Here is a 22,057-nt window from a genome sequence, read left to right on the forward strand (position 1 = left end):
GGGCCCAACAGGTGGCAAAAACTATTCTGCGCAGCGGTAATCTGGATGCAGTTCTGGCGTTAGGTGAAAATGGCCAGCCGGTCTACGCCTCAGCACTGCAAATTCGTGAAACCCTGCGTCTGCGCCGTCAGGGCGCACTGGCAGATTGCCTGGCTATTCCTCAGGCTAATGAGCGGGGCGATCGCCTCGACTGGTATTCCCCTATTAACGGCCGGGTGAAATCCTGGCTGGGCGCCAGCGATCATGAACGTCGCGCTGCACTGCAGCAGCTCACCGCCTGTCAGCAGGATATGCAGGCACTCAGTACGCGCGCGCGCGTGGCAGAGAATCCGTCGATGCGTCTGTTTGGTGCCCTGCTGAGCAAAACCCTGCAATTCCCGGACCAGCAGTATGTCTATCTGGTTGATGGTAAACCGGTTATCACCTTCTGGGGCTTTGTCGATGCCCAGGCACGCAGTCGTGATGATGCACTGGCCTGCCTGCGTGAGACACTGGATGAAAACCTGCCGGCTACACTGGTTGAACCGCTGCCTGAGCTACCTGCCACGCCCGTGGTCGCTGAGCCGACCGTTATCGCTGAGCCCGAACCTGAACCCGAAGCGGCGGCTGAACCGCTGCCGATTGTGGTGCCTGCAGAACCTCAGCCAGCCGCACCTGTAGCGGCTCGCCGCCCTTTCCGCATCTGGTATCTGTTACCGCCCGTGGCGATTGCCGCTGCCGTGACGGTGGCCGTGCTGCTGCATAGTCCTGAGCCTGTGGTTACACCGGTTGGGACAACGAAGCCAGCCGCAACGCCGATCACAACGCCAGCACCGGTATCCACCCCAACACCGGTTGCGAGTCAGTCACCGGTTGCGGCAACACCTTCAGCCGCGACGCCTGCCATGCCTCCTGCGGAGACAGTAACGGCTGAGAAACCACCCGAGTCGCTGCCTCAGATCCCGGCAAACACGGGCACCACCGACGCCGCGCCTGCTGCCTCATCTGCTACCCTTGCCAGTGTGGTAACGCCGCCGGTGCCAGCTAAAGCTGATGATCTTGTTGTGACGCCGGACGCCGTGCGTGAAGGTCAGGTACAGGTGATTGATGGCCGCTGGCGTGTCACTATCGACCAGATGCAAACGCCAACCGGTAAGCCGCCTGTGATGCGCTTCCAGTTTAAAAATGGCAAAGGCAGCGTGCAGGTCGCTCAGGGTAACACCACCTGTAAAGCCGATGTCAGTGCCGCCATGACCAGCGCCGGTAACCTGGTTATCGAGAGCCGCTATACGGCGAAGTGCCAGAACAATTCGCGCTATCGTATGCCGCTGCTGGTCTGCCATGCGAGTATAGGCGCCGCCGTGTGCGAAGCGCAGTATGCTGAAGACCGGGTTTTCCCGATGACGATTAAGCGTGAGAGTAAATAACGATGCTGGCTCCCCTGATCGATGACAAACAAAAAATTACGCTGATTGAAAACAGCGGTGTGCAGTTTCTGGATTTTGGCCTGCAACTCTCCGATACCCCGGCTCGCCGCCAGTTTGTGCGCCAGACCGCCAATGGTCCGCTGCTGCGCCTGAAGGTCGATGGCAACAGCGGTAAGTTCCTGCTCTATCCAGAAGATGGGGGTGCCGCTGAAGTGGTGCGCCCGGAGTCCGATATCGCCCTGGCTGACTCCCTGACCCTGCTGTCAGCCTGCTGGCTGCCCTTGCCGATGCTGCGCTGTGCCAGTGGTCGTCGCTTTATTGGTGGCCCTGAAAACTGGGCGCGGATGCGCCTGGTTGCCCTGCCTGCACCCGATGCGGCGGGCAATACCCATCGCGTCAGCCTGGCTTTCGACACCCGCTGCGTGGCAGAACAGGACGGTGGCGAGCAGCTCGGCCTGAGCCCTGCAGATGCACAAAATGGCGTGACCTTTGCGCTCGCCTGGCACAACTACGAGCTGGGCGAATTTCTTGATCTGACCTGGGTTGACGGCTGGCTGCGTGAATCCTTTACCGACCGCGTGTCCGATCGCCGCGAACAGGCGATTAATCAGGCGCTGCGCGAGTTTGAGTATCAGGCGCACTACCTCAATCTGCTGGAGCTGCTGGGCGAACAGCTCGACCTCAGCGAGATTCACATTCAGGCTGCCACACTGCAGACCCCAGCGGTCAACGTCGATATCATTCTGGATGTCGGCAACTCCCATACCTGCGGCGTTCTGGTGGAAGATCACCCTGAAGAGAGCAACGGCCTGAAGCAGACCTATGAGCTGCAGCTGCGCGATCTGTCCGAGCCGCATCAGGTTTATAACGAGCTGTTTGACAGCCGTCTGGAATTTGCCGAGACCCGTTTTGGTAAAGCGAATTTCTCGCTGGAAAGCGGTCGTGAACAGGCCTTTATGTGGCCGTCTCTGACGCGCGTCGGACGCGAAGCAAGCCGTCTGGCCCTGCAGCGAGTGGGACTGGAAGGCAGCACTGGCCTCTCCAGCCCGCGCCGTTATCTCTGGGATGAAGCGCGCTATCAGCCAGGCTGGCGCTTTAACACCCCTGGCGATCAGGCTGAACCGCTGGCCTACGCCGCACCCTTTACCACCCTGCTGAACGACGAAGGCCAGCCGCTCTCTACGCTGGCACCGGACGATCGTCTGCCGGTCTTTTCGCCGCACTACAGCCGCAGTTCGCTAATGACCTTTATGCTGTGTGAGCTGCTGGCTCAGGCGCTGATGCAGATGAACAGCGCGGCACAGCGTCAGCGCATGCCACAGAGCCACGCGCCGCGTCAGTTGCGCCATGTAATCCTGACGCTGCCATCGGCGATGCCAAAGCCGGAGCGTGAAATTTTCCGCCGCCGGATGCAGGAAGCGCTGGCGCTGGTCTGGAAAGCGGAAGGCTGGCTGGCGGACGAAGATGAATTTACACCCTCGCTGCCGCGTCAGACCCCGAAACCGCTGCCGGATGTGCAGATGGAGTGGGATGAAGCGACCTGTGGTCAGATGGTCTGGCTGTTCAATGAAACCCAGGTCAACTTTGCCGGTCGTGCCGAAGACTTCTTCAGCAGCATGGCGCGTCCGGACCGTCCGCGTGAGGCCGACGAACTGCCAGGAAAAAGCCTGCGTATCGCCTCGATTGATATCGGCGGCGGCACCACTGACCTCGCCATCACCCAGTATCGTCTGGACGATGGTCAGGGCAACAATGTCAAAATCACCCCGCGCCTGCTGTTCCGCGAAGGCTTTAAAGTGGCAGGCGACGATATCCTGCTGGATGTGATTCAGCTGTGGATTTTACCGGCGCTGCAGCAGCATCTGCAGAAAGCAGGTCTGACGCTGGCAGAACCGCTGATGAACAAGCTGTTTGGTCACGACAGCCGCATGGACGGTCAGGCGACACTGCGTCAGCAGGTCACCTTACAGCTGTTTATTCCGCTGGCGCAGGCAGTGCTGGAGCGTTACGAAAACTGGGATCCGCTGGAAAGTCACGCCGAGATCAACGCGCTGTTTGGCGAGCTGGTCGATCAGCCTCCGGGCGACGCGGTGCTGGCGTTTGTTAATGGTGAGATTCAACGCGAACTGGGTGGCAATAGCCGCTTTGACCTGCTGCAGGTGCCGCTGGTGGTCAGTCTGGCCCAGTTGCATGGCGAATTTATGCAGCACCGGATGGCGATTATTCCGGCGCTGCGCTCAATGTGTGAAGTGGTGTCGCTCTATCAGTGCGACGTGCTGCTGCTGACCGGTCGCCCGTCGCGCTTCCCGGGTATTCAGGCGCTGGTCCGTCATCTGCAGCCGCTGCCGGGCAGCCGTATTCTGTCGCTGGAAGGCTATCACACCAGCGACTGGTATCCGTTTAACAAACATGGCCGCATCGACAACCCGAAATCCACAGCGGCAGTCGGCGCGATGCTCTGTCTGCTGGCGCTGGATCTCCGCCTCAGCAGCTTCTGGTTCCGCGCAGGCGATTTTGAGCCCTATTCGACGATTCGCTATCTTGGCATGCTTGACGAAAACCAGGCGCTAACGGACGAGAATCTGTGCTACAGCGAAATTGACCTCGACAATCCTGGCTATGCGCTGGATAAAAAAAGCAGTTTCCGTATTCGTGGTAACGTCTGTCTCGGCTTCCGTCAGCTTGATAACGAGCGCTGGCCCGCCTCGCCGCTCTATAGCCTGACGCTGAACGACACCACGCTGGCGCGTAAAGTGGCCGGTGAGAGCGTGCTGCGCATCAAACTGGCCGTAAAAGCAGGCCCCGATGCCTCCGGCCCGGAAACCCTGGTGCTGAGCGATGCGCGCCTCGATGATGGCACCCGCGTGCCGCTGGAGCAGTTAAGTCTGAAGTTGAATACCCTGTCGGCGACCGGCAATGCCAATGCGCAATACTGGATTGACAGCGGGAGCGTGTGTAAACGATGAAAGCTTTGAAACCTCGTCAGCCGCAAACGCTGGCAAAACGCCTTAGCCTGCTGCAGGACGCCCTGAATAACAGCCTGACGTGGATTGAAACTACCCGTGAGCAGTCGCCACGTCTGGCGCTGGAAGCCGAAACCCTGACGCTGCAGCTGCGTCAGGCGCGCGTGCAGGCGCAGGCACTGGCGCAGCAGGTTGCACGTCCGGTGACGCTGGCACTGTTTGGACAGTCACAGGCGGGCAAAGCCTGGCTGCTGAACGAAATGGTGGCTGATGCGCAGGGCCAGCTCGTGACCCGCATGGGCGATAAACAGCTGAACTGGTTTCAGCACATCAATCCCGGCAACCTCGACTTTGCTACCGCGACCCGCTTCAGCCATCAGCGCGAGCCGCTCTCAAATGAGTGGCCGGTTGAACTGACGCTGCTCAGCGAAGCGGAGATTGTGCGGCTGATGGTCGCGTGTGCCGGAGAGACGACGCCTGACACCGCACAGATTGACAGCGCACTGCAGCGCCTGCAGCGTCATCGCCTCGCTACGCCGCTGGCCGGTCTTGACGGTGATGCACTGGTCACGCTCTGGTCCTGGTGCCGTCGTCGTTCACACCACGATGTGCGGCTGGACCGTCACTTCTGGCCGCAGGCCGTTGAGCTGGCGCCGTGGCTCAGCGTTGACGACCGGGTGCAGCTCTTTTCTCTGCTGTGGCCTGCTAAGCCGGAACTGAACGAGATGCTGCGCAGCCTGCTGCATCTGCGTCATCAGCTGCGTAACAGCACCCGCGTAATCGCGCCACTGAGCCTGCTGACCGACGCCTCGCTGCTGCCAGCTGAGCAGCTGATTGTGCCAGCCAGCGAGCAGGATCAGCAGCAGCTGGTCGAAGTCTGCCCGCTGAACGGTAACCGCATCGGCAAGGCGCAGAACGTGCCGCTGGGATTACTGGCGTTGCTGACGCTGGAAGTGCTGGTGCCGCTGAGCTCCACACCGCGCACTGCGCTTTATGATGATGCCGACATGCTGGAGCTGCCCGCGCCGGGTCAGTCCGGTGATGCGGCCACCCAGGAAGATCGTCAGCGTCTGCAGCAGCAGGATCCCCTGCGTGCGCAGCTGCTGGCGCAAAAACGCGCCTTGCTGCCTGGTCTTTATGCCGCGCGTCAGGCGATTGACCTGCTGCTGGTTTGCACCGCAGCCAGTCACCGTCAGGATGTGGATCTCGCCAGCGAAACGCTGCGCGAATGGCAGCGTCAGCAGCCCGCTCAGGAATCGGCAGAGAAACCGCGCCTGATCTGGGCGATTACCCCGTTCGATGCCCGTCATCAGCTGGTCAATGTGGATGAAGCGGTGCAGCGTCAGATGGGACAACCGGGTCAGCACTGGGGATCGATGCTGGCACTGGATCGCGCGGGCGTCGACCGCATGGCAAGCTGGTTACAGGATGAGATGCAGCCGGAAGCCCGCCGCGACCTGCTGCTGGCTCAGCTGGCGCAGATTCAGCACACCGTGGTAGAGCGGCGTTTATTGCCCTGGACCGAAGCGGGTGCCAGTCCGGAACAGGCGGCACGCAAACAGAACATCGCCGACACGTTGCTGAAGTGTTTGCAGCATCGTACTGGCCTGCATGGCGAACTTCTGGAACGCCTGCAGCCGCCACGTGAGGCGCTGCGCCAGCTCTGGCTTAATCAGTCAGCATTACAGGGCAGCAAACCCACGAACAGCCAGGCGCCGGAAAATCAGTTCGGCATCGGGTTTGAATTTGACCTGTTCAGTGAAAGCCCTGCCGAAGCACCGGTTCAGCCGCGTCAGAGCCTGCAAAGCGCTCAGCAGTTCCCGCGTCAGGTGCTGCTGCTGTGGCTGGATCATCTGCGTCAGCTGCCGGAAAACCGCAGCCTGCTGGCGTTGCTCAACGTGGACAAGGCGACGATGGAGTGGCTGGTTGAAGAGTTAATCACGGCTGGTTTCCGTACCGATATCGCGCAGAAACTGCAGCAGGCGCTGCATGAGCCCGATTCGCAGAGCGTCAGCCATGAATCACGCGCCGATCGTCAGGTGACGCGGGCGATGACGGTGCTGGGGGATTTTGTTGCCTGGCTCGGCTTTTTACAGCGCCCTGAAAGCGAACGCCCCGACAGCCGCGTTAACCGGGGTCAGGTGATATTCTCACGTCCTCCGGCGCCCAGCGTCAGCTTCAGTGCCGGTCAGCGTCTGACCAAACTCTCAGCGGCCCCGGCTAACCATACTGCCTATTATATCTACGACTGGCTGGTGGGGCTGAATCAGGTCATCATTGAGAACAATGGTTATACCGGCGGCGGCGATCTGCCACAGGCAGCTCGTGAAGCGCTGGTTGCCCTGCTCAAGCCACTGCGCGCTTAATCAATAATCAGGCGCAGTTCGCCCTCCAGTGACTGCGCCGCCTCTTCCAGCAGCGCCAGCACTGGCGCTAAATCGGCCTGATGCGCAGCATAGTGCTGGAGCCAGACCGTGGCTGGCAGCGCCATCCCACCCGTCAGCCAGTCCCATAACGCATCCAGATTATGTCCGAACGTCTGCGGACAGCCGCTCTGATCAGCAAGCGCCTGATAAAAGGCCGCGCGCGTGGTGAGCTGACGCAGGTCAAAGGTCACATTAAGCATGATCAGGGTACCTGTCTGAAGCTACGGTAGTGATCGGTTGAGAGAAACACCAGCCCGTCAGAGGAGTAGACCAGACGATCGGCGTCGCGATGACCACAGCGATAATTCACATCCGCTTCATACCACTGACGACCTGCACGCGATGGCAGACGTTTTTCACGGTTGGTAAATCGATCGCCGCCGATAGCTTTGCCTGGCAGAACTTCGCACAGATTGCCTTTGGCTGGATTCCAGCCACGCTTACGCGCATCGCTTTTAGTGAGGTAGTAGTCCGGCAATTGCTGATGCTGCAGCACCCAGCGGGCCACGGTATGGGCATCGGTCAGGGTGGCGATATCCGCCTGGGCAGGCGTTGAACCCGTGTTCAGATAAGGTTTGAGGCCGTAGAAACAGGCCGCGAGGACAAGGAAAAGTCCAATCCAGAGTTTTTTTGACATGATGGCATCCGAGACAACAGGACGCAGATGATACCAGTTTTATGCACAGAGAAAAGCGCGGGCCAGACAAGCTGGCCCTGGCGAGGTTAAGCTGCGTGCGATTCCCCGCTGTGACGACGCCATGCACCCGGCGCGACACCATACTGACGTTTGAAGCTGCGGTTAAAGGATTGCTGCGAGTCGAAACCTAACGAGATCGCCACATTGAGAATCGGCTCATCGGTGGTGGTCAGGCGATCGGCTGATTTTTTGAGCTTCTTAACGCGGATATATTCACCCAATGGATAACCGGTGTGCTCTTTGAACATACGCTGCAGGTGCCATTTGGAGTAACCCGCGCGCTCTGAGACGGTATCCAGATCCAGACGTGCTTCGATGTTGTTATCAATCCAGTCGATTAAATCGTGAATAAAGGCATCACTCATCATTCCAGTCTCTCCTGTCGCCGTGGCGAAAAGTATTAGTATCAGTTGCAGTTACACTTAAGGGTGGCTGACTATGCCATTTAATGCAAGTTTTATTAGTACATTAAATGCCGCACTCTTTGTAGGGTTTATGCTGATCTGTTCAGGTCTTCATCGCCCTGCCCTAAACCGCACATAAAGTGTATCTGTTATTCTTGCAGTTGCCAGCCCCGCAAGCCTACACTCACCGCGATTAATTGCAATCTTAAAAGTTGCAAATATTGGCCTGCAGGCCGCCTGTTTATATCTATCGCGGAATAACAACAATGATTACGAACCGGGTTCGTCAGGGTTTAACCCTCTTAGGGATGGTACTGCTCATCACTCAACTGAGCGGCTGCGACAAGGGTGTGGCGCAAAACGCCCCGCCGCCACCGCCTGAAGTGAGCGCCGCACCCGTGCTGATCAAGCCAGTCAGTCAGTGGGACAACTTCAATGGACGGGTGGAAGCAGTGCAAAGCGTGCAGTTGCGTCCGCGCGTCTCGGGCTACATCGACTCGGTTAACTATCGGGAAGGCGATGAGGTCAAAAAAGGTCAGGTGTTGTTTACCATTGATGACCGGAGTTACCGCGCGGCGCTGGAGCAGGCCAAAGCGGAACTGGCCCGTGCGCGCAGCCAGGCGAGTCTGGCCCGCAGTGAGTCCGGCCGCAGCGAGAAGCTGATCGGCACCCAGGCGATTTCCCGCGAGGCGTGGGAACAGCGTCGTTCTGCTGCCAGTCAGGCGCAGGCCGATGTGCTGGCCGCAGAAGCCGCGGTCGATATGGCGCAACTCAACCTGGACTTTACCCGCGTCACCGCACCGATTGATGGTCGCGCCAGCCGCGCGCAGATCACCGCAGGTAACCTGGTCACCGCTGGCGACAGCGCCAGCGTACTGACCACGCTGGTGTCGCAGCAGCAGATGTATGTCTACTTCGATGTCGATGAGAACACGTTCCTCAACTATCAGGCGATGGCGCGTCAGGGCCAGCAGCGTCATGCGCTGCCTGTCGAGATTGCGCTGGTTGGTGAACAGGGTTTTCCGCATCAGGGCAAAATCGATTTCACGGATAACCAGCTGACCGCCAGCACGGGCACCATTCGGATGCGCGCCCTGCTCGACAATCAACAGCGTCAGTTTACGCCGGGTCTGTTTGCCCGCGTGCGTCTGCCAGGCAGCGCGCAGTTCGAGGCGGTGCTGATCGATGATAAAGCGGTGTTAACCGACCAGGATCGCAAATATGTCTACGTGGTGGATGGAGAAGGCAAAGCGCAGCGGCGCGATATCCAGCCCGGCGCGATGATAGATGGCCTGCGTATTGTTAAGTCGGGTCTGCACGCCGGTGACAAGGTAATCATCGCCGGTCTGCAAAAAGTGTTTATGCCCGGCATGCCGGTCACTGCTCAGCAGGTCGCCATGCGTGCGGCAGCCGCTCAATAATTCGAGGCCGCTATGGACTTTTCCCGCTTTTTTATCGACCGGCCAATTTTTGCTGCGGTGCTGTCGATCCTGATTTTTGTCACCGGCGTCATTTCCATCCCGTTACTGCCAATCAGTGAATATCCCGACGTCGTGCCACCCAGCGTGCAGGTGCGTGCTGAGTATCCTGGCGCTAACCCGAAGGTGATTGCAGACTCCGTGGCGACGCCACTGGAAGAGGCGATTAACGGCGTCGAGAACATGATGTACATGAAGTCTGTGGCCGGTTCGGACGGCGTGCTGGTGACTACCGTCACCTTCCGTCCAGGCACCGATCCCGATCAGGCACAGGTGCAGGTGCAGAACCGCGTGGCACAGGCGGAAGCCCGTCTGCCGGAAGATGTGCGTCGTCTGGGTGTGACAACCCAGAAGATGTCGCCGACCCTGACGCTGGTCGTTCACATGTTCTCACCCAACAATACCTATGATTCGCTCTACCTGCGTAACTACGCCACGCTGAAGGTGAAAGATGAGCTTGCGCGTCTGCCGGGCGTCGGTCAGATCCAGATTTTCGGCGCAGGCGAATATGCGATGCGCGTCTGGCTTGATCCCAACAAAGTCGCGGCGCGTGGTCTGACCGCTTCTGATGTGGTGACGGCGATGCAGGAGCAGAACGTGCAGGTCTCTGCCGGTCAGCTGGGTGCCGAGCCGCTGAAAAAGCAGAGCGATTTCCTGCTGTCGATTAACACGCAGGGACGTCTGGAGAGCGAGCAGGAATTCGGCGATATCATCCTGAAAACCTCAGAAGATGGTTCGCTGGTGCGCCTGCGTGATGTGGCGCGGATTGAGATGGGTTCAGGCAGTTATGCCCTGCGTTCGCAGCTGAATAACAAAGACGCAGTGGGTATCGGTATCTTCCAGGCGCCTGGTGCTAACGCCATTGACCTCTCCAATGCGGTTCGCGCCAAAATGGATGAGCTGGCGACCCGCTTCCCCAACGATGTGAAATGGGCCGCGCCTTATGACCCGACGGTGTTTGTCCGGGACTCTATTAAAGCGGTGGTTCAGACTCTGCTTGAAGCGGTGATCCTGGTCGTGCTGGTAGTGATTCTGTTCCTGCAGACCTGGCGCGCCTCGATCATTCCATTGCTGGCGGTGCCAGTTTCCATTGTCGGTACGTTTAGCGTGCTCTATCTGCTCGGCTTCTCGCTGAACACCCTGAGCCTGTTTGGGCTGGTGCTGGCGATAGGTATCGTGGTGGATGACGCCATTGTGGTGGTGGAGAACGTCGAACGTAATATTGAGATGGGACTTTCGCCACGTGCTGCGGCGCATCAGGCAATGCGAGAGGTTTCCGGGCCGATCATTGCGATTGCGCTGGTGCTGTGCGCGGTGTTTGTGCCGATGGCGTTTCTGTCGGGCGTTACCGGGCAGTTCTACAAGCAGTTTGCCACCACCATTGCGATCTCCACGGTGATCTCCGCCATTAACTCGCTGACGCTCTCGCCTGCGCTGGCAGCGATGCTGCTGAAAGGTCATGATGCGCCGAAAGATCGGTTAACGCGGATCATTGACGCGCTGTTTGGCTGGCTGTTCCGTCCATTTAACCGCTTCTTCCAGCGCAGTGCGCATGGCTATGAATCACTGGTTGGTCGCACGCTGCGTCGCCGTGGTGCGGTGTTTGGTGTGTATGTGCTGCTGCTGGCCGGTGCCGGTTTTATGTTCCACACCGTGCCAGGTGGATTTATCCCAACACAGGATAAGCTCTACCTGATTGGCGGCGTGAAGATGCCGGAAGGCTCGTCACTGGCGCGCACCGATGAAGTGATTCGTAAGATGAGTGAAATCGGTATGCAGACCGAAGGCGTCGCCTATGCGGTGGCGTTCCCCGGCCTGAATGCGCTGCAGTTTACTAATACGCCAAACAGCGGAACGGTCTTCTTCGGCCTGAAACCGTTTAATGAGCGCAAACATACGGCAGCGGAGATCAACGCGGAGATCAATGCGAAGATCTCGCAAATCCAGCAGGGGTTTGGCTTCTCAATTATGCCACCACCGATTCTGGGGCTGGGTCAGGGTTCCGGTTATTCGCTCTATGTACAGGACCGTGCGGGTCTGGGATATGGCGCATTGCAGACGGCAATCAATACGCTGTCAGGTAGCATCATGCAGACCCCAGGGATGCACTTCCCTATCTCCTCCTATCAGGCCAACGTTCCGCAGCTTGATGTGAAGGTTGATCGGGATAAAGCCAAGGCACAGGGCGTGTCGCTGACTGCCCTGTTCAGCACGTTGCAGACCTATCTTGGCTCGTCGTATGTGAATGACTTCAACCGCTTTGGCCGCACCTGGCGTGTAATGGCGCAGGCGGATGGCGATTTCCGCGACAGCGTGGAAGATATTGCTAACCTGCGCACCCGAAACGACCGCGGTGAGATGGTGCCGATTGGCAGCATGGTTAACATCACCACCACCTATGGCCCCGACCCGGTGATCCGCTATAACGGCTATCCGGCGGCGGATTTGATTGGTGATGCCGACCCGCGCGTGCTCTCTTCAGCGCAGGCAATGAGCCAGCTTGAGGCGATGTCCGGTCAGCTGTTGCCGAACGGCATGAACATCGAGTGGACTGACCTGAGTTATCAGCAGTCAACTCAGGGCAATACCGCGCTGATTGTCTTCCCGATGGCTGTCCTGCTGGCGTTCCTGGTGCTGGCGGCGCTTTATGAGAGCTGGACGCTGCCGCTGGCGGTGATCCTGATTGTCCCTATGACGATGCTCTCTGCGCTGTTTGGCGTCTGGCTGACCGGCGGTGACAACAACGTCTTCGTGCAGGTCGGACTGGTGGTGCTGATGGGGCTGGCCTGTAAGAACGCGATTCTTATCGTGGAGTTTGCACGGGAGCTGGAGATTCAGGGCAAAGGCATTGTGGAAGCGGCGCTGGAAGCGTGTCGCCTGCGTCTGCGTCCGATTGTGATGACCTCCATCGCCTTTATCGCCGGCACCATCCCGCTGATTCTGGGTGAAGGCGCAGGTGCAGAAGTGCGCGGCGTGACCGGCATCACCGTCTTCTCCGGTATGCTCGGCGTGACCTTGTTCGGCCTGTTCCTGACGCCGGTGTTCTATGTCGCCCTGCGCAAACTGGTGACGCGCCGGTCTGGCAATGCAGAGTCAGTGACGGTGTAAACCACAGAAGTTAATCAGGGCGATCAACTGATCGCCCTTTTTTTATTTGTGATTCACTGATTGCCTGTCAATCCGGCTTCGCGGGTTAACGCTGACTTAATTTTTCATTCAGCGTTTCAATGATAAACGCATTGAGTGAGGTTTCATTTTCAGCTGCCGCCTGAGTCAGGCGCTCTCCCAGCGATTCAGGGTATCGCAGCGTGAAGGTTTTGATTTTTTCCTGCTCAGCGTAAGGATTGATGCCGGAGGCTGCACAATCTTCCAGGTATTCGCGCAGCGAAATGTCGCCCTCTTTGTAGAGGCCCTGTACGCTGTCAGAGACAAAATCACAGTAACCTGACAGGCCAGTAAAGCGTCCACGGAACATATTGAGTTCGGGGACATAGGTGATCACCGCGGGTTGCCCGGCGACGGTGATTGATGAATTTGAACGATTATTCATAGGGATCAACTCCAATACTTTCCAGCCATTCGCGCAGATTAACAACAGCACCTCTGTCGGTGTCTGGCGAAGGATGCGGCCGGTGAAAACGCGCTATTTTTCCTCTGAGAAGAAAGCGGGCCCTTGAACCCCTGCCTTCTTTAATCTCACCACCCAGCGCCCTGATTATTGACTCAACTGCCAGCCATTTCAGTCCGCACGGTGGGGGCATTTGAAAAATCTGCGCCAGTATTTCACGCTGTTTTTCCGTAATTCCCTGACAACGGCGTTCACCCTGACCTCCGTGACTTCATCCTGTGAAGTCATTCTATTGCTACGCGGTAAGAGTTCAAGATGGAATTTTCGGAAAGAAGGCCTGCATTGCAGGTTTGGCAAAGAAGTGGCTCAGAAATGGACGTTCAGCAGGCATAAAAAAAGCCGCTATCAGCGGCTCTTTTTGCAGAGGTCATCAATCTCTTCGGGTTCAGGCTCTGGCACGGCAGTGCAGTTGCTGGTATCGCGTACCTTCAGCTCATTCAGCGCGTCTGCCACGGTGCGTTTTGCCAGCACATCCAGCGACGCCTGCTCGGCTTCATCAGCTATCGACTTAAAGTACCAGCAGAGGTTGGCACTGACCAGACAACGCGGTGCGACATCAGGACGCGCGGCCCAGATTTTTTTGTCTTCGATGACGGAGACATAGATATCCCGCAGGGTAATTTCCGCAGCAGGACGGCCCAGGTGAATGGAGCCTGTACGGCCCAGCGTCGAGACGATAATGCCGTCACGGGTCAGCGGAACCATTAATTTTCGTATGAAACTGGGATTCGCTTCAAGCCCGTAGGCCAGAATCGCGCTGGTAGAGCGTTTACCCATTTGCTCCGCCATCGCTACGCTCAGAACCATTTGCAAAGCTGTCGGGAAGCGATAATCAAGCATTTCTTTATCCTGAGTTGCGGTGGATCTTATTGTTTTATTGCCGCATAAGTGAACAATCAATGAGCAATAAATATAACAAACACTGTTGCTTTTTTGAAGCAAGCCAGCGGTGACAAGGCACGTATTCACCAAAGGCGGAGGCCCGATAGCACAAGGTGCTTAGCCTGCTAACGGCACGCTTCTCTCAAAACTTAATGGCCCCTGCTATCGGGCGGTGGTGACCGATACCGCCGGTAATCGCTGCTTCAGCGCCATAACCAGTACCACGTTAAAGATTGCTAAGGTGCAAAGCAACCACAGCGTCGCCGGCGCGCCCATTCTTTCAAACACATATCCACCAATCAGCGGTGTCAGCGCCTGTCCCATTAATGCCGGGCGGGCCATTTTGCCCACCACGATTGCGTAAGACTCTGGTTTGACCATCACCAGCGGCAAAGTTCCGCGCACGATGGCACGTAAGCCATTTCCTGCGCCATACAACACCATGCTCAGTATCGCCATCTGTGGAAAGATCGCCAGCAACAGCAAGCCTGCGGCGACCAGTCCGACGGAGAAAAAGGTGGTTCGAATGGGATGACTGCGCTTAAAGGCGATGTCGACGAGTCGGGATCCCACCTGACACGGACCCATCACAGCACTGATCGCCAGCGCCGAGGTCAGCGTATGGCCCGTCGCCTGCAACAAAGCGATGAGCTGGACCGAAATCGCTGTCATGATCACGGACGCCAGCGTAAAAATGGCGCACAGTAGCCAGAACAGCGCAGGTTCGATCTCCGCTGAGGCAGGCTCCCTGCTCCGTCTTTTCACAGGCTGCTTCGCGTGGTTTGCCGGTATGGCAAACAGATAAGCAGGCAAAACGCAGACCACCATCATGGCTGCAATAATCAACGTGGCATCCCGCCAGCCAAAGCCGTGAATTAACAACGCCGTGCCTGGCCAGACCAGCGTGGTGCAGAAGCCCGAAATCAGTGTAATGCTGGTAATCGCGGAACGCGCCTTACCGCCATAGCAGGTGCCGAGGGTGGCAAACAGCGCATCATAGAGGCCCATCGCCATTCCGATGCCAATAATTACCCATGCGAACAGAAACAGCGGCAGCGTGACGCTGTAAGCCATTATCACCAGCCCCACCGCCATCACGACGCCACTCAGTGCCAGCAGCAGGCGGCCACCGGTTCGGGCGATAATTCTGCCCGCCAGCGGTGACAGCAGGCCCGACACCAGAATGCCGGTTGATAGCGCGCCGTAAATCCACTGCTGTGACCAGCCGGTCTCTGCGGCAATCGGATTCGCCATTACCGCCATCAGGTAGAACGACCCGCCCCAGGAAAGTATCTGTACCCAGCCAAGGGTAAAAATGGCGGCGATGCCGGGTTTGATGTTCTGATTCACAAGGGGTCTCTCCATTAGCAGGCGAACCGTTTTATAACATGTTCTGCGATAAGCCAAAATGCGTGATCTCCTTTTCGCTGGCAGGCCAGACAGACCGCACGGTTTTTTGATTAAACCTTATAGTATGTTGTAACTATATGGCGCTTGCATCCTTCCGACGCTTCTGCCACATTGTGGACGTTGTAACTATGGAGGCACAACATGACGCGCTATGACTTAGTGGCTGATATGCATCAGTGTGTTAACGATCTGGAACTGGCACTGGGTGAATTGCGTCAGCAGATTGAAGCGACACCCTTGCTGATCGCCCGTGTCTTCAGCCTGCCGCCCGTGGTTAAAGGCCGCGAACATGAGGCGATTACCCGGATTGCCGTTGAGCAGCATCTTGGTGAGCGCGCGTTAAAGATGGCGCTTGACCACTACTGCCGCCTTTTTATGCAGCACCAGTCTGAACAGCTGAGCACGAAAGCAGCCGTACGCTTACCCGGCGCACTTTGTATTGAATGTGATGCGCAACAGGAAGCGGAAATCGTCTCGCTGGTCGAACTTATCAACCAGCTGAAAGCAAGGCTGGAGCAGCTGATTACCGTGGATTCAGGGCTGCCGAGTGAAGCGCGTTTTGAGTTTGTCCACCAGCACCTGCGCGGGCTGATTACCCTGAATGCCTATCGCACCATTACCCTGCTGAGCGCGCCAGACAGCCTGCGTTTCGGCTGGGCCAACAAGCACATTATCAAGAATCTCAGGCGCGAAGAGGTGATCGCCCAGCTGGAAAAAAGCCTGAAGTCGGGACGGGCGAAGACACCGTGGTCACGGGAACAGTGGGCGGAAAAAGTGCAGGAGGAGCTGGCAAGCGTACGCGCCCTGCCCGCTTCGGCACGGCTTAAAATCAAGCGTCCCGTAAAAGTTCAGCCGGTGGCTCGTGTCTGGCGCGCGGATGAACAAAAGCAAACGCAACTGGCCTGCCCGTCGCCAATACTGGTGATCTGTCGCGATCGCACTCAGGTTCCGGTGCTGGGCGAGTTACTCAATTACGACGCCGATAACATAACGCATCGTCATAAACCGGCCGCTGAGCCACTGAATCTGCTGATACCCCGCCTGCATCTGTGGGTTGATTGCCCCCTCTGAATAAAAAAGGCCAGCATCTGCTGGCCTCTGACTCATCCTGAATATCAGGACTTCATGCTGCCGACCATCTCTTCCGGCCGGACCCAGGCATCAAACTCTTCTTCGGTAAGATAACCCAGCTTCAGCGCGGAGCCTTTTAACGTCAGCCCCTCTTTGTGCGCCTTCTTGGCAATTTCTGCCGCTTTGTCATAGCCAATATGGGTATTGAGCGCCGTCACCAGCATCAGTGACTCGTTCAGCAGCTGGTCGATACGCTCGCGCACCGGCTCAATGCCGACAGCGCAATGATGATTAAAGCTGTCCATGCCATCTGCCAGCAGACGAATCGATTGCAGGAAGTTATGGATCACCATCGGACGGAACACATTGAGCTCAAAGTTACCGGACGCGCCGCCCATATTAATGGCGACATCGTTGCCCATCACCTGGCAGCAGAGCATGGTCATCGCTTCGCACTGCGTTGGATTCACTTTGCCTGGCATGATGGAGCTACCCGGTTCATTTTCAGGAATAGCAATTTCGCCGATGCCGCAGCGCGGACCGGATGAGAGCCAGCGCACATCGTTGGCGATCTTCATCAGTGAAGCAGCCAGCCCTTTCAACGCGCCATGCGCATGCACCAGCGCATCACAGGTGGCCAGCGCTTCAAATTTGTTAGGCGCAGTGACAAACGGTTGCTGCGTGAGGTCGGCCAGCGCCTTCGCCACGCGCACTGCATATTCCGGGTGGGTATTCAGGCCGGTGCCAACTGCGGTTCCGCCCAGCGCCAGTTCCGCCACGTGCGGAATGCTCTGTTCGATATGCTTCAGATTATGCTCCAGCATCGCCACCCAGCCGGAAATCTCCTGGCCCAGCGTCAGCGGCGTCGCATCCTGCAGGTGAGTACGGCCAATTTTGACGATATCTTTAAAGGCGTCAGACTTCTGGCTCAACGTCTTTTTCAGTACCTGAATTTGTGGGATCAGCTGTTCGCGCAGGGCAATCACGGCGGCGACATGCATCGCCGTCGGGAAGACATCGTTGGAGCTCTGGCTCTTGTTCACATCGTCGTTGGGATGGACCAGCCGCGACATACCGCGCTCGCCGCCGAGGATTTCACTTGCGCGATTCGCCAGCACTTCGTTCATGTTCATATTGGTCTGCGTGCCGGAACCGGTCTGCCAGATTGCCAGCGGGAATTCATCCGCATGCTTGTCCGCCAGCACTTCATCCGCCGCGCTGATAATCGCATCGGCGCGATCTGCGGGCAGCAGGCCCAGATCGCGGTTCACGCTGGCGGCGGCGCGCTTGGTCAGTGCCAGTGCATGCACCAGCGCGGTCGGCATTTTTTCAGTTGAGATGCGGAAGTGTTCCAGTGAGCGCTGCGTCTGCGCGCCCCACAGTTTGTCTACCGGTACGTCGATGGGGCCCATTGAATCTTTCTCAATGCGGTTGGCTGCCATGAATACGTCTCCTTCACCTTGTTTTAAAGAATGACCGCCTGGTCCGTGATCACGATCGGCTGCCAGGCAGTCAGAATAGTAATATACAATAATTTAACATTATCAGAGCTTAGCGTCCTTTTGCGCTGGATATGTATTTTTACCGGTAGTTTCTGCTTTAATAGCCGCAATAATTTCCCGTGATAAAGGATTATGCGATGCAAAAAATGAACAATTCGCTGCAAAACTACGCGTGGGGCAGCAAAACTGCGTTGACTGAACTTTATGGGGTTGAGAACCCCAAAGGGCTGCCGATGGCGGAACTCTGGATGGGCGCACATCCGAAAAGCCCTTCAACCGTTATTGATCAGGGCAGCGAGCGTTCTTTGCGTGACGTGATTGATGCTTCGCCTGCGGCGATGCTGGGCGATGCGGTGGCGCAGCGTTTTGGTGAATTGCCTTTCCTGTTCAAAGTGTTATGTGCCGATCAACCGCTGTCGATTCAGGTTCATCCCAGCAAGCATGCAGCCGAAGTGGGTTTTGCGCGTGAGAATGCAGCGGGTATTCCACTGGCTGCGGCTGAGCGCAATTATAAAGATGCCAACCACAAGCCAGAGCTGGTCTACGCGCTGACTGCGTTTCAGGCGATGAATGGCTTTCGCACACTGACGCAGATGGTTTCACTGCTGGAACCGGTGGCGGGCGCACATCCACAGATTGCGCATTTTTTGCAGCACCCTGAAAAGGATACGCTGGCCGCGCTGTTCTCTACCCTGCTGTCACTGGAGGGCGAGGCGAAATCGCTGGCGCTGGGCGTGCTGAAATCTGCGCTTGACGTGCAACAGGGCGAGCCATGGGAAACCATCCGTATGATTGCGGCAGAGTATCCTGACGACAGTGGCCTGTTTTCACCGCTGCTGCTGAATGTCATTACCCTGCAACCTGGCGAGGCGATGTTCCTCTACGCGGAAACCCCGCACGCCTATCTGAAAGGCGTGGCACTGGAGGTGATGGCAAACTCCGATAACGTCCTGCGGGCCGGTTTAACCCCGAAATATATCGATATTGCCGAGTTGATGGCTAATCTGAAGTTCGATGAGAAGCCCGCTAATGCGTTGCTGACAGCGCCGGAGCACCAGGGCAACACACTGCGCTTCCCGATTCCGGTCGACGATTTTGCCTTTGCTATTCACAGTCTCAATGCACAACCCCAGTCGCTGGCGCAGCAGAGCGCCGCGATAATGTTCTGCATCGAAGGCCAGGCCGTGATCGCCAAAGGCGAGCAGCAGGTGACGCTGAAGCCTGGCGAGTCCTGCTTCATTGCCGCCAGCGAATCACCGGTTACGGCGGCTGGCACGGGCCGACTGGCGCGGGTGTTTAACGACTTAGGGTGAAGCGGCTGACGGCATGCCTGTTAACTGCTATTATTTCAACCTATTAGCTTTTAAACGCCTGCGGGCGTTTTTCTTCGGTCGCCAGGCTAAACCTGCGGCATAAGCGGACTCAAGGATAAGGACGAATCAGCAATGAAAAAGACCAATGTTGCCGTAGGTGTGATCATCGCACTGGGCGTAGTCTGGACTGGCGCGGCATGGTTCACCGGCAAGCAGATTGAAAGCCACAGGGACGAGCTGGTGCAAAATGCCAACGCTCAGCTGAATGCTTATGCTCCAAACAGCCGACTGAAGATCAGCTATCAGGACTATCAGCGCGGCATGTTCAGTAGCAAAGTAAATCTGGTGGTTCAGGCCAGCTCACAGACGGAAGATAATCCGCTGCTGAAACCGGGTCAGAGCATCATCCTGAATGAGACCATCGATCATGGTCCTTTCCCGTTCGCGCAGCTGAAGCATTTCAATCTGATTCCAAGCATGGCATCGGTTCATACCGAACTGGCTAACACCGATGCGGTGAAAAAACTGTTTGAACTGACCGGGAACAAGTCTCTGATTAACGCAGACACCCGCATTGGTTACAGCGGCGCCACGGATACCGCGCTGCGCGTCTTGCCGGTTGACTATCAGAATGCCCAAACCGGCGAACGCCTGGCCACCAATGGCGGCACCTTCAACGTCAGTGCAGATAACAAAGGCGATAAAGTGTCGCTGGACGGTGACGTTGATAGCCTCGCGCTGACCAGCAAAAATGAGATGGGCCAGCCTGTCCTCTTCACCATTAATGGTCTGAAGCTAAGCGGTAACACCCATCTCAGCCCGGAAGGCGTGCGTATCGGCGACCAGTCGGTCGACATTGAGAAGGTGAATGCCAGCATCAATGGCCAGGATGCCCTGACGCTGAATAAAATGAAAGGCACCTCCTCATTCGATAACAGCGCCGGTAAAATTGGCGGCAATATCGATTACAAGGTTGAAGGCGTTCAGCTGCAGAAACAGGATTTTGGTCAGGCAGCCCTGAAAATGAAGCTGTCCCAGTTTGATGCCCAGGCAGTCAAAGCCTTCTCCGATCGTTACAACGCGCAGATGCAGGAACTGCTGAGCCAGCCTGGCGTTGCGGAAGACCCTATTCGCTATCAGGCGGGCGTTCATCAGATTCTGATGAACAACCTGTCGATGCTGCTGAAAGGCTCGCCATCCATCAGCATCGCTCCGCTGAGCTGGAAAAACGATAAAGGTGAAAGTACCTTCAATCTGACCGCCAGCTTCAACGATCCGTCCACCGTCACCGGCGAAGCGCAGACCCTCAGCGCCATGGTTGATCGGGTGCTGAAAAGCCTGGATAGCAAACTGGTCATCAACATGCCGATGGCGACCGAAACCATGCGTAAGGTAGGTCTGGCTGAAGGTTATCAGGCCGACGACGCCCAAAAACTGGCGGATCAGCAGGTGAAAGGTCTGGCGGCGATGGGTCAGATGTTCCGCCTGACTCAGCAGCAGGATAATAACATTGTGACCAGCCTGCAGTATGCCAACGGTCAGGTGAACATGAACGGCGACAAGATGACGCTGGAGCAGTTTATGTCACGCTATATGCTGGGTATGCCCACCAGCGAAGGCATGCCGCAGTAATCGAGCTGGCTTCCAGGAAAAGCGACCTTCGGGTCGCTTTTTTCATGTCTGTCCGTCGCGAACCGCTCTTTTTCCACCGGTTATGGGTAATTAAGCAGCATCCGGCGCGGCTGTTGCGCAAATAGCTGGCGCGGTTGCGCAAGATATTTTTATAATGCTCTGCACTTCACCGACAACTGAGCGAGTGCGCCATGATCGATTCTAAAATTCCTCTGACTGATATTCACCGCCACCTTGATGGCAACATCCGTGCACAAACCATTCTCGATTTAGGTCGCCAGTTTAATCTCGCAATGCCCGCTACCACGCTTGAGACGCTGCTTCCGCATGTACAGGTCGGCGAGAATGAACCTGACCTTGTGAGCTTTCTGCAGAAGCTCGACTGGGGCGTGAAAGTGCTGGGTGATCTGGATGCCTGCCGCCGGATCGCGCAGGAGAATGTCGAAGATGCCGCCCGTGCAGGCATTCATTATGCTGAACTGCGTTTTTCCCCAGGTTATATGGCCATGACCCACAACCTGCCGATTGCCGGTGTGGTCGAAGCCGTTATCGACGGCGTGCGTGCAGGCCGTCAGCAGCACGATATCGATGTACGTCTGATTGGTATTATGAGCCGTACCTTTGGCGAAGATGCCTGCCTGAGCGAGCTGGAAGGTTTGCTGGCTCATCGCGATCACATCACCGCAGTCGATCTGGCGGGTGATGAGCTGGGCTTCCCGGGCAGCGAGTTTCTGAGCCACTTTACCCAGGCACGCGATGCCGGTTTCCGCGTGACCGTGCATGCGGGCGAAGCCGCCGGTCCGGAAAGCATCTGGCAGGCAATTCGGGAGCTGGGTGCTGAGCGTATCGGTCACGGCGTGAAAGCGATTGAAGATCGCGCGCTGATGGATTTCCTGGCGGAGCACCGTATCGGTATTGAATCCTGCCTGACATCTAATATCCAGACCAGCACGGTGCCCTCACTGGCGCAGCATCCGCTGAAGACCTTCCTTGAGCATGGCATTCTGGCGACGATCAACACCGACGATCCGGCCGTTCAGGGCATTGAGCTGGCACATGAGTATCAGCACGCCGCACCGGCCGCCGGTCTAAGCGCAGCGCAGATTCGTCAGGCGCAGGAAAATGGCCTGACGATTGCCTTCCTCAGCGACGCAGAGAAAGCGGCTATTCGGGCCCGCGTGCAGTAATCTGCTGGCGTCAGCCATAAAAAACGGGCCGGATTACCGGCCCGTCACTCTACTGCCA

General features: G+C 57.2%; 17 protein-coding genes. 9 read left to right on the forward strand and 8 right to left on the reverse strand.

Annotation, left to right across the window (positions count from 1 at the left end; translation table 11 throughout):
• Positions 1 to 11 precede the first annotated feature (11 nt).
• The 3 genes from P2R09_RS12930 to P2R09_RS12940 are packed head-to-tail and all read left to right on the forward strand — an operon-like array spanning position 12 to position 6,735.
• A complete protein-coding gene (locus tag P2R09_RS12930; RefSeq protein ID WP_275770226.1) occupies positions 12 to 1,406 on the forward strand; it encodes an SrfA family protein in 1,395 nt (464 codons plus the stop codon).
• A gap of 2 nt (positions 1,407 to 1,408) precedes the next feature.
• Positions 1,409 to 4,372 (forward strand): virulence factor SrfB, encoded by a 2,964-nt coding sequence (locus P2R09_RS12935; protein WP_275770228.1) that lies wholly within the window; start codon positions 1,409 to 1,411, stop codon positions 4,370 to 4,372.
• Positions 4,369 to 6,735, forward strand: a complete 2,367-nt coding sequence (locus P2R09_RS12940) for a virulence factor SrfC family protein (protein ID WP_275770230.1) — start codon at positions 4,369 to 4,371, stop codon at positions 6,733 to 6,735. The genes P2R09_RS12935 and P2R09_RS12940 overlap by 4 nt, the downstream gene beginning before the upstream one ends.
• Here P2R09_RS12940 and P2R09_RS12945 read toward each other — a convergent pair.
• The 3 genes from P2R09_RS12945 to P2R09_RS12955 form a co-directional block, all read right to left on the reverse strand.
• Complete coding sequence (locus tag P2R09_RS12945; RefSeq protein WP_275770233.1) at positions 6,732 to 6,995, reverse strand: barstar family protein; 264 nt, start codon at positions 6,993 to 6,995, stop codon at positions 6,732 to 6,734. The genes P2R09_RS12940 and P2R09_RS12945 overlap by 4 nt on opposite strands.
• A gap of 2 nt (positions 6,996 to 6,997) precedes the next feature.
• A complete protein-coding gene (locus tag P2R09_RS12950) occupies positions 6,998 to 7,432 on the reverse strand; it encodes a ribonuclease domain-containing protein (RefSeq protein ID WP_003853465.1) in 435 nt (144 codons plus the stop codon).
• 86 nt (positions 7,433 to 7,518) lie between these two features.
• On the reverse strand, positions 7,519 to 7,860 hold the full coding sequence (locus tag P2R09_RS12955; protein ID WP_003853463.1) for a helix-turn-helix domain-containing protein: 342 nt from the start codon (positions 7,858 to 7,860) through the stop codon (positions 7,519 to 7,521).
• Positions 7,861 to 8,162: 302 nt separating this feature from the next.
• On the opposite strand from P2R09_RS12955, the gene P2R09_RS12960 reads away from it, so the two are divergent.
• Both P2R09_RS12960 and oqxB read left to right on the forward strand, forming a co-directional pair.
• Positions 8,163 to 9,317 carry an efflux RND transporter periplasmic adaptor subunit gene (locus tag P2R09_RS12960; RefSeq protein WP_003853461.1) on the forward strand — a complete coding sequence of 385 codons (1,155 nt, stop codon included), beginning with the start codon at positions 8,163 to 8,165 and terminating at the stop codon, positions 9,315 to 9,317.
• A 12-nt stretch (positions 9,318 to 9,329) separates the two neighbouring features.
• Positions 9,330 to 12,482 (forward strand): multidrug efflux RND transporter permease subunit OqxB, encoded by a 3,153-nt coding sequence (oqxB, locus tag P2R09_RS12965; protein WP_003853459.1) that lies wholly within the window; start codon positions 9,330 to 9,332, stop codon positions 12,480 to 12,482.
• Positions 12,483 to 12,567: 85 nt separating this feature from the next.
• Here oqxB and P2R09_RS12970 read toward each other — a convergent pair whose 3' ends face one another.
• The 4 genes from P2R09_RS12970 to P2R09_RS12985 all read right to left on the reverse strand — a co-directional run bounded on the left by P2R09_RS12970 (position 12,568) and on the right by P2R09_RS12985 (position 15,234).
• A complete protein-coding gene (locus P2R09_RS12970) occupies positions 12,568 to 12,924 on the reverse strand; it encodes a type II toxin-antitoxin system HicB family antitoxin (RefSeq protein WP_008926241.1) in 357 nt (118 codons plus the stop codon).
• Entirely contained in the window at positions 12,917 to 13,177 is a 261-nt protein-coding gene (locus P2R09_RS12975) for a type II toxin-antitoxin system HicA family toxin (RefSeq protein WP_085980568.1), read from the reverse strand. Before P2R09_RS12975 ends, P2R09_RS12970 begins: the two co-directional genes overlap by 8 nt.
• A 170-nt stretch (positions 13,178 to 13,347) precedes the next feature.
• On the reverse strand, positions 13,348 to 13,842 hold the full coding sequence (locus P2R09_RS12980) for an Rrf2 family transcriptional regulator (RefSeq protein ID WP_003853455.1): 495 nt from the start codon (positions 13,840 to 13,842) through the stop codon (positions 13,348 to 13,350).
• Positions 13,843 to 14,046: 204 nt separating this feature from the next.
• Positions 14,047 to 15,234 carry an MFS transporter gene (locus P2R09_RS12985; protein ID WP_003853453.1) on the reverse strand — a complete coding sequence of 396 codons (1,188 nt, stop codon included), beginning with the start codon at positions 15,232 to 15,234 and terminating at the stop codon, positions 14,047 to 14,049.
• Positions 15,235 to 15,435: 201 nt separating this feature from the next.
• Between P2R09_RS12985 and tus the strand changes: the two genes are divergently transcribed.
• Positions 15,436 to 16,365 (forward strand): DNA replication terminus site-binding protein, encoded by a 930-nt coding sequence (tus, locus tag P2R09_RS12990; protein WP_275770239.1) that lies wholly within the window; start codon positions 15,436 to 15,438, stop codon positions 16,363 to 16,365.
• A 44-nt stretch (positions 16,366 to 16,409) separates the two neighbouring features.
• Here tus and fumC read toward each other — a convergent pair whose 3' ends face one another.
• Complete coding sequence (gene fumC / locus P2R09_RS12995) at positions 16,410 to 17,807, reverse strand: class II fumarate hydratase (RefSeq protein WP_003853448.1); 1,398 nt, start codon at positions 17,805 to 17,807, stop codon at positions 16,410 to 16,412.
• Between the two features lie 197 nt (positions 17,808 to 18,004).
• Between fumC and manA the strand changes: the two genes are divergently transcribed.
• The 3 genes from manA to add all read left to right on the forward strand — a co-directional run bounded on the left by manA (position 18,005) and on the right by add (position 21,999).
• On the forward strand, positions 18,005 to 19,180 hold the full coding sequence (manA, locus tag P2R09_RS13000) for a mannose-6-phosphate isomerase (protein ID WP_003853447.1): 1,176 nt from the start codon (positions 18,005 to 18,007) through the stop codon (positions 19,178 to 19,180).
• Between the two features lie 132 nt (positions 19,181 to 19,312).
• Entirely contained in the window at positions 19,313 to 20,812 is a 1,500-nt protein-coding gene (locus tag P2R09_RS13005) for a YdgA family protein (RefSeq protein ID WP_275770242.1), read from the forward strand.
• A gap of 191 nt (positions 20,813 to 21,003) precedes the next feature.
• Positions 21,004 to 21,999 carry an adenosine deaminase gene (add, locus tag P2R09_RS13010; RefSeq protein WP_275770244.1) on the forward strand — a complete coding sequence of 332 codons (996 nt, stop codon included), beginning with the start codon at positions 21,004 to 21,006 and terminating at the stop codon, positions 21,997 to 21,999.
• Positions 22,000 to 22,057: the final 58 nt, after the last annotated feature.

Origin of the sequence: Pantoea sp. Cr_R13, assembly GCF_029222565.1 — a bacterium.
Taxonomy (GTDB): Bacteria; Pseudomonadota; Gammaproteobacteria; order Enterobacterales; family Enterobacteriaceae; genus Pantoea; species Pantoea eucalypti.

Bases quoted from the DNA above. Each gene is read 5' to 3' on its own strand.
- P2R09_RS12935 (WP_275770228.1), top strand. From the start codon at position 1,409: ATGCTGGCTCCCCTGATCGATGACAAACAAAAAATTACGCTGATTGAA.
- P2R09_RS12940 (WP_275770230.1), top strand. From the start codon at position 4,369: ATGAAAGCTTTGAAACCTCGTCAGCCGCAAACGCTGGCAAAACGCCTT.
- P2R09_RS12945 (WP_275770233.1), bottom strand. From the start codon at position 6,995: ATGCTTAATGTGACCTTTGACCTGCGTCAGCTCACCACGCGCGCGGCC.
- P2R09_RS12950 (WP_003853465.1), bottom strand. From the start codon at position 7,432: ATGTCAAAAAAACTCTGGATTGGACTTTTCCTTGTCCTCGCGGCCTGT.
- P2R09_RS12955 (WP_003853463.1), bottom strand. From the start codon at position 7,860: ATGATGAGTGATGCCTTTATTCACGATTTAATCGACTGGATTGATAAC.
- P2R09_RS12960 (WP_003853461.1), top strand. From the start codon at position 8,163: ATGATTACGAACCGGGTTCGTCAGGGTTTAACCCTCTTAGGGATGGTA.
- oqxB (WP_003853459.1), top strand. From the start codon at position 9,330: ATGGACTTTTCCCGCTTTTTTATCGACCGGCCAATTTTTGCTGCGGTG.
- P2R09_RS12970 (WP_008926241.1), bottom strand. From the start codon at position 12,924: ATGAATAATCGTTCAAATTCATCAATCACCGTCGCCGGGCAACCCGCG.
- P2R09_RS12980 (WP_003853455.1), bottom strand. From the start codon at position 13,842: ATGCTTGATTATCGCTTCCCGACAGCTTTGCAAATGGTTCTGAGCGTA.
- tus (WP_275770239.1), top strand. From the start codon at position 15,436: ATGACGCGCTATGACTTAGTGGCTGATATGCATCAGTGTGTTAACGAT.
- fumC (WP_003853448.1), bottom strand. From the start codon at position 17,807: ATGGCAGCCAACCGCATTGAGAAAGATTCAATGGGCCCCATCGACGTA.
- manA (WP_003853447.1), top strand. From the start codon at position 18,005: ATGCAAAAAATGAACAATTCGCTGCAAAACTACGCGTGGGGCAGCAAA.
- P2R09_RS13005 (WP_275770242.1), top strand. From the start codon at position 19,313: ATGAAAAAGACCAATGTTGCCGTAGGTGTGATCATCGCACTGGGCGTA.
- add (WP_275770244.1), top strand. From the start codon at position 21,004: ATGATCGATTCTAAAATTCCTCTGACTGATATTCACCGCCACCTTGAT.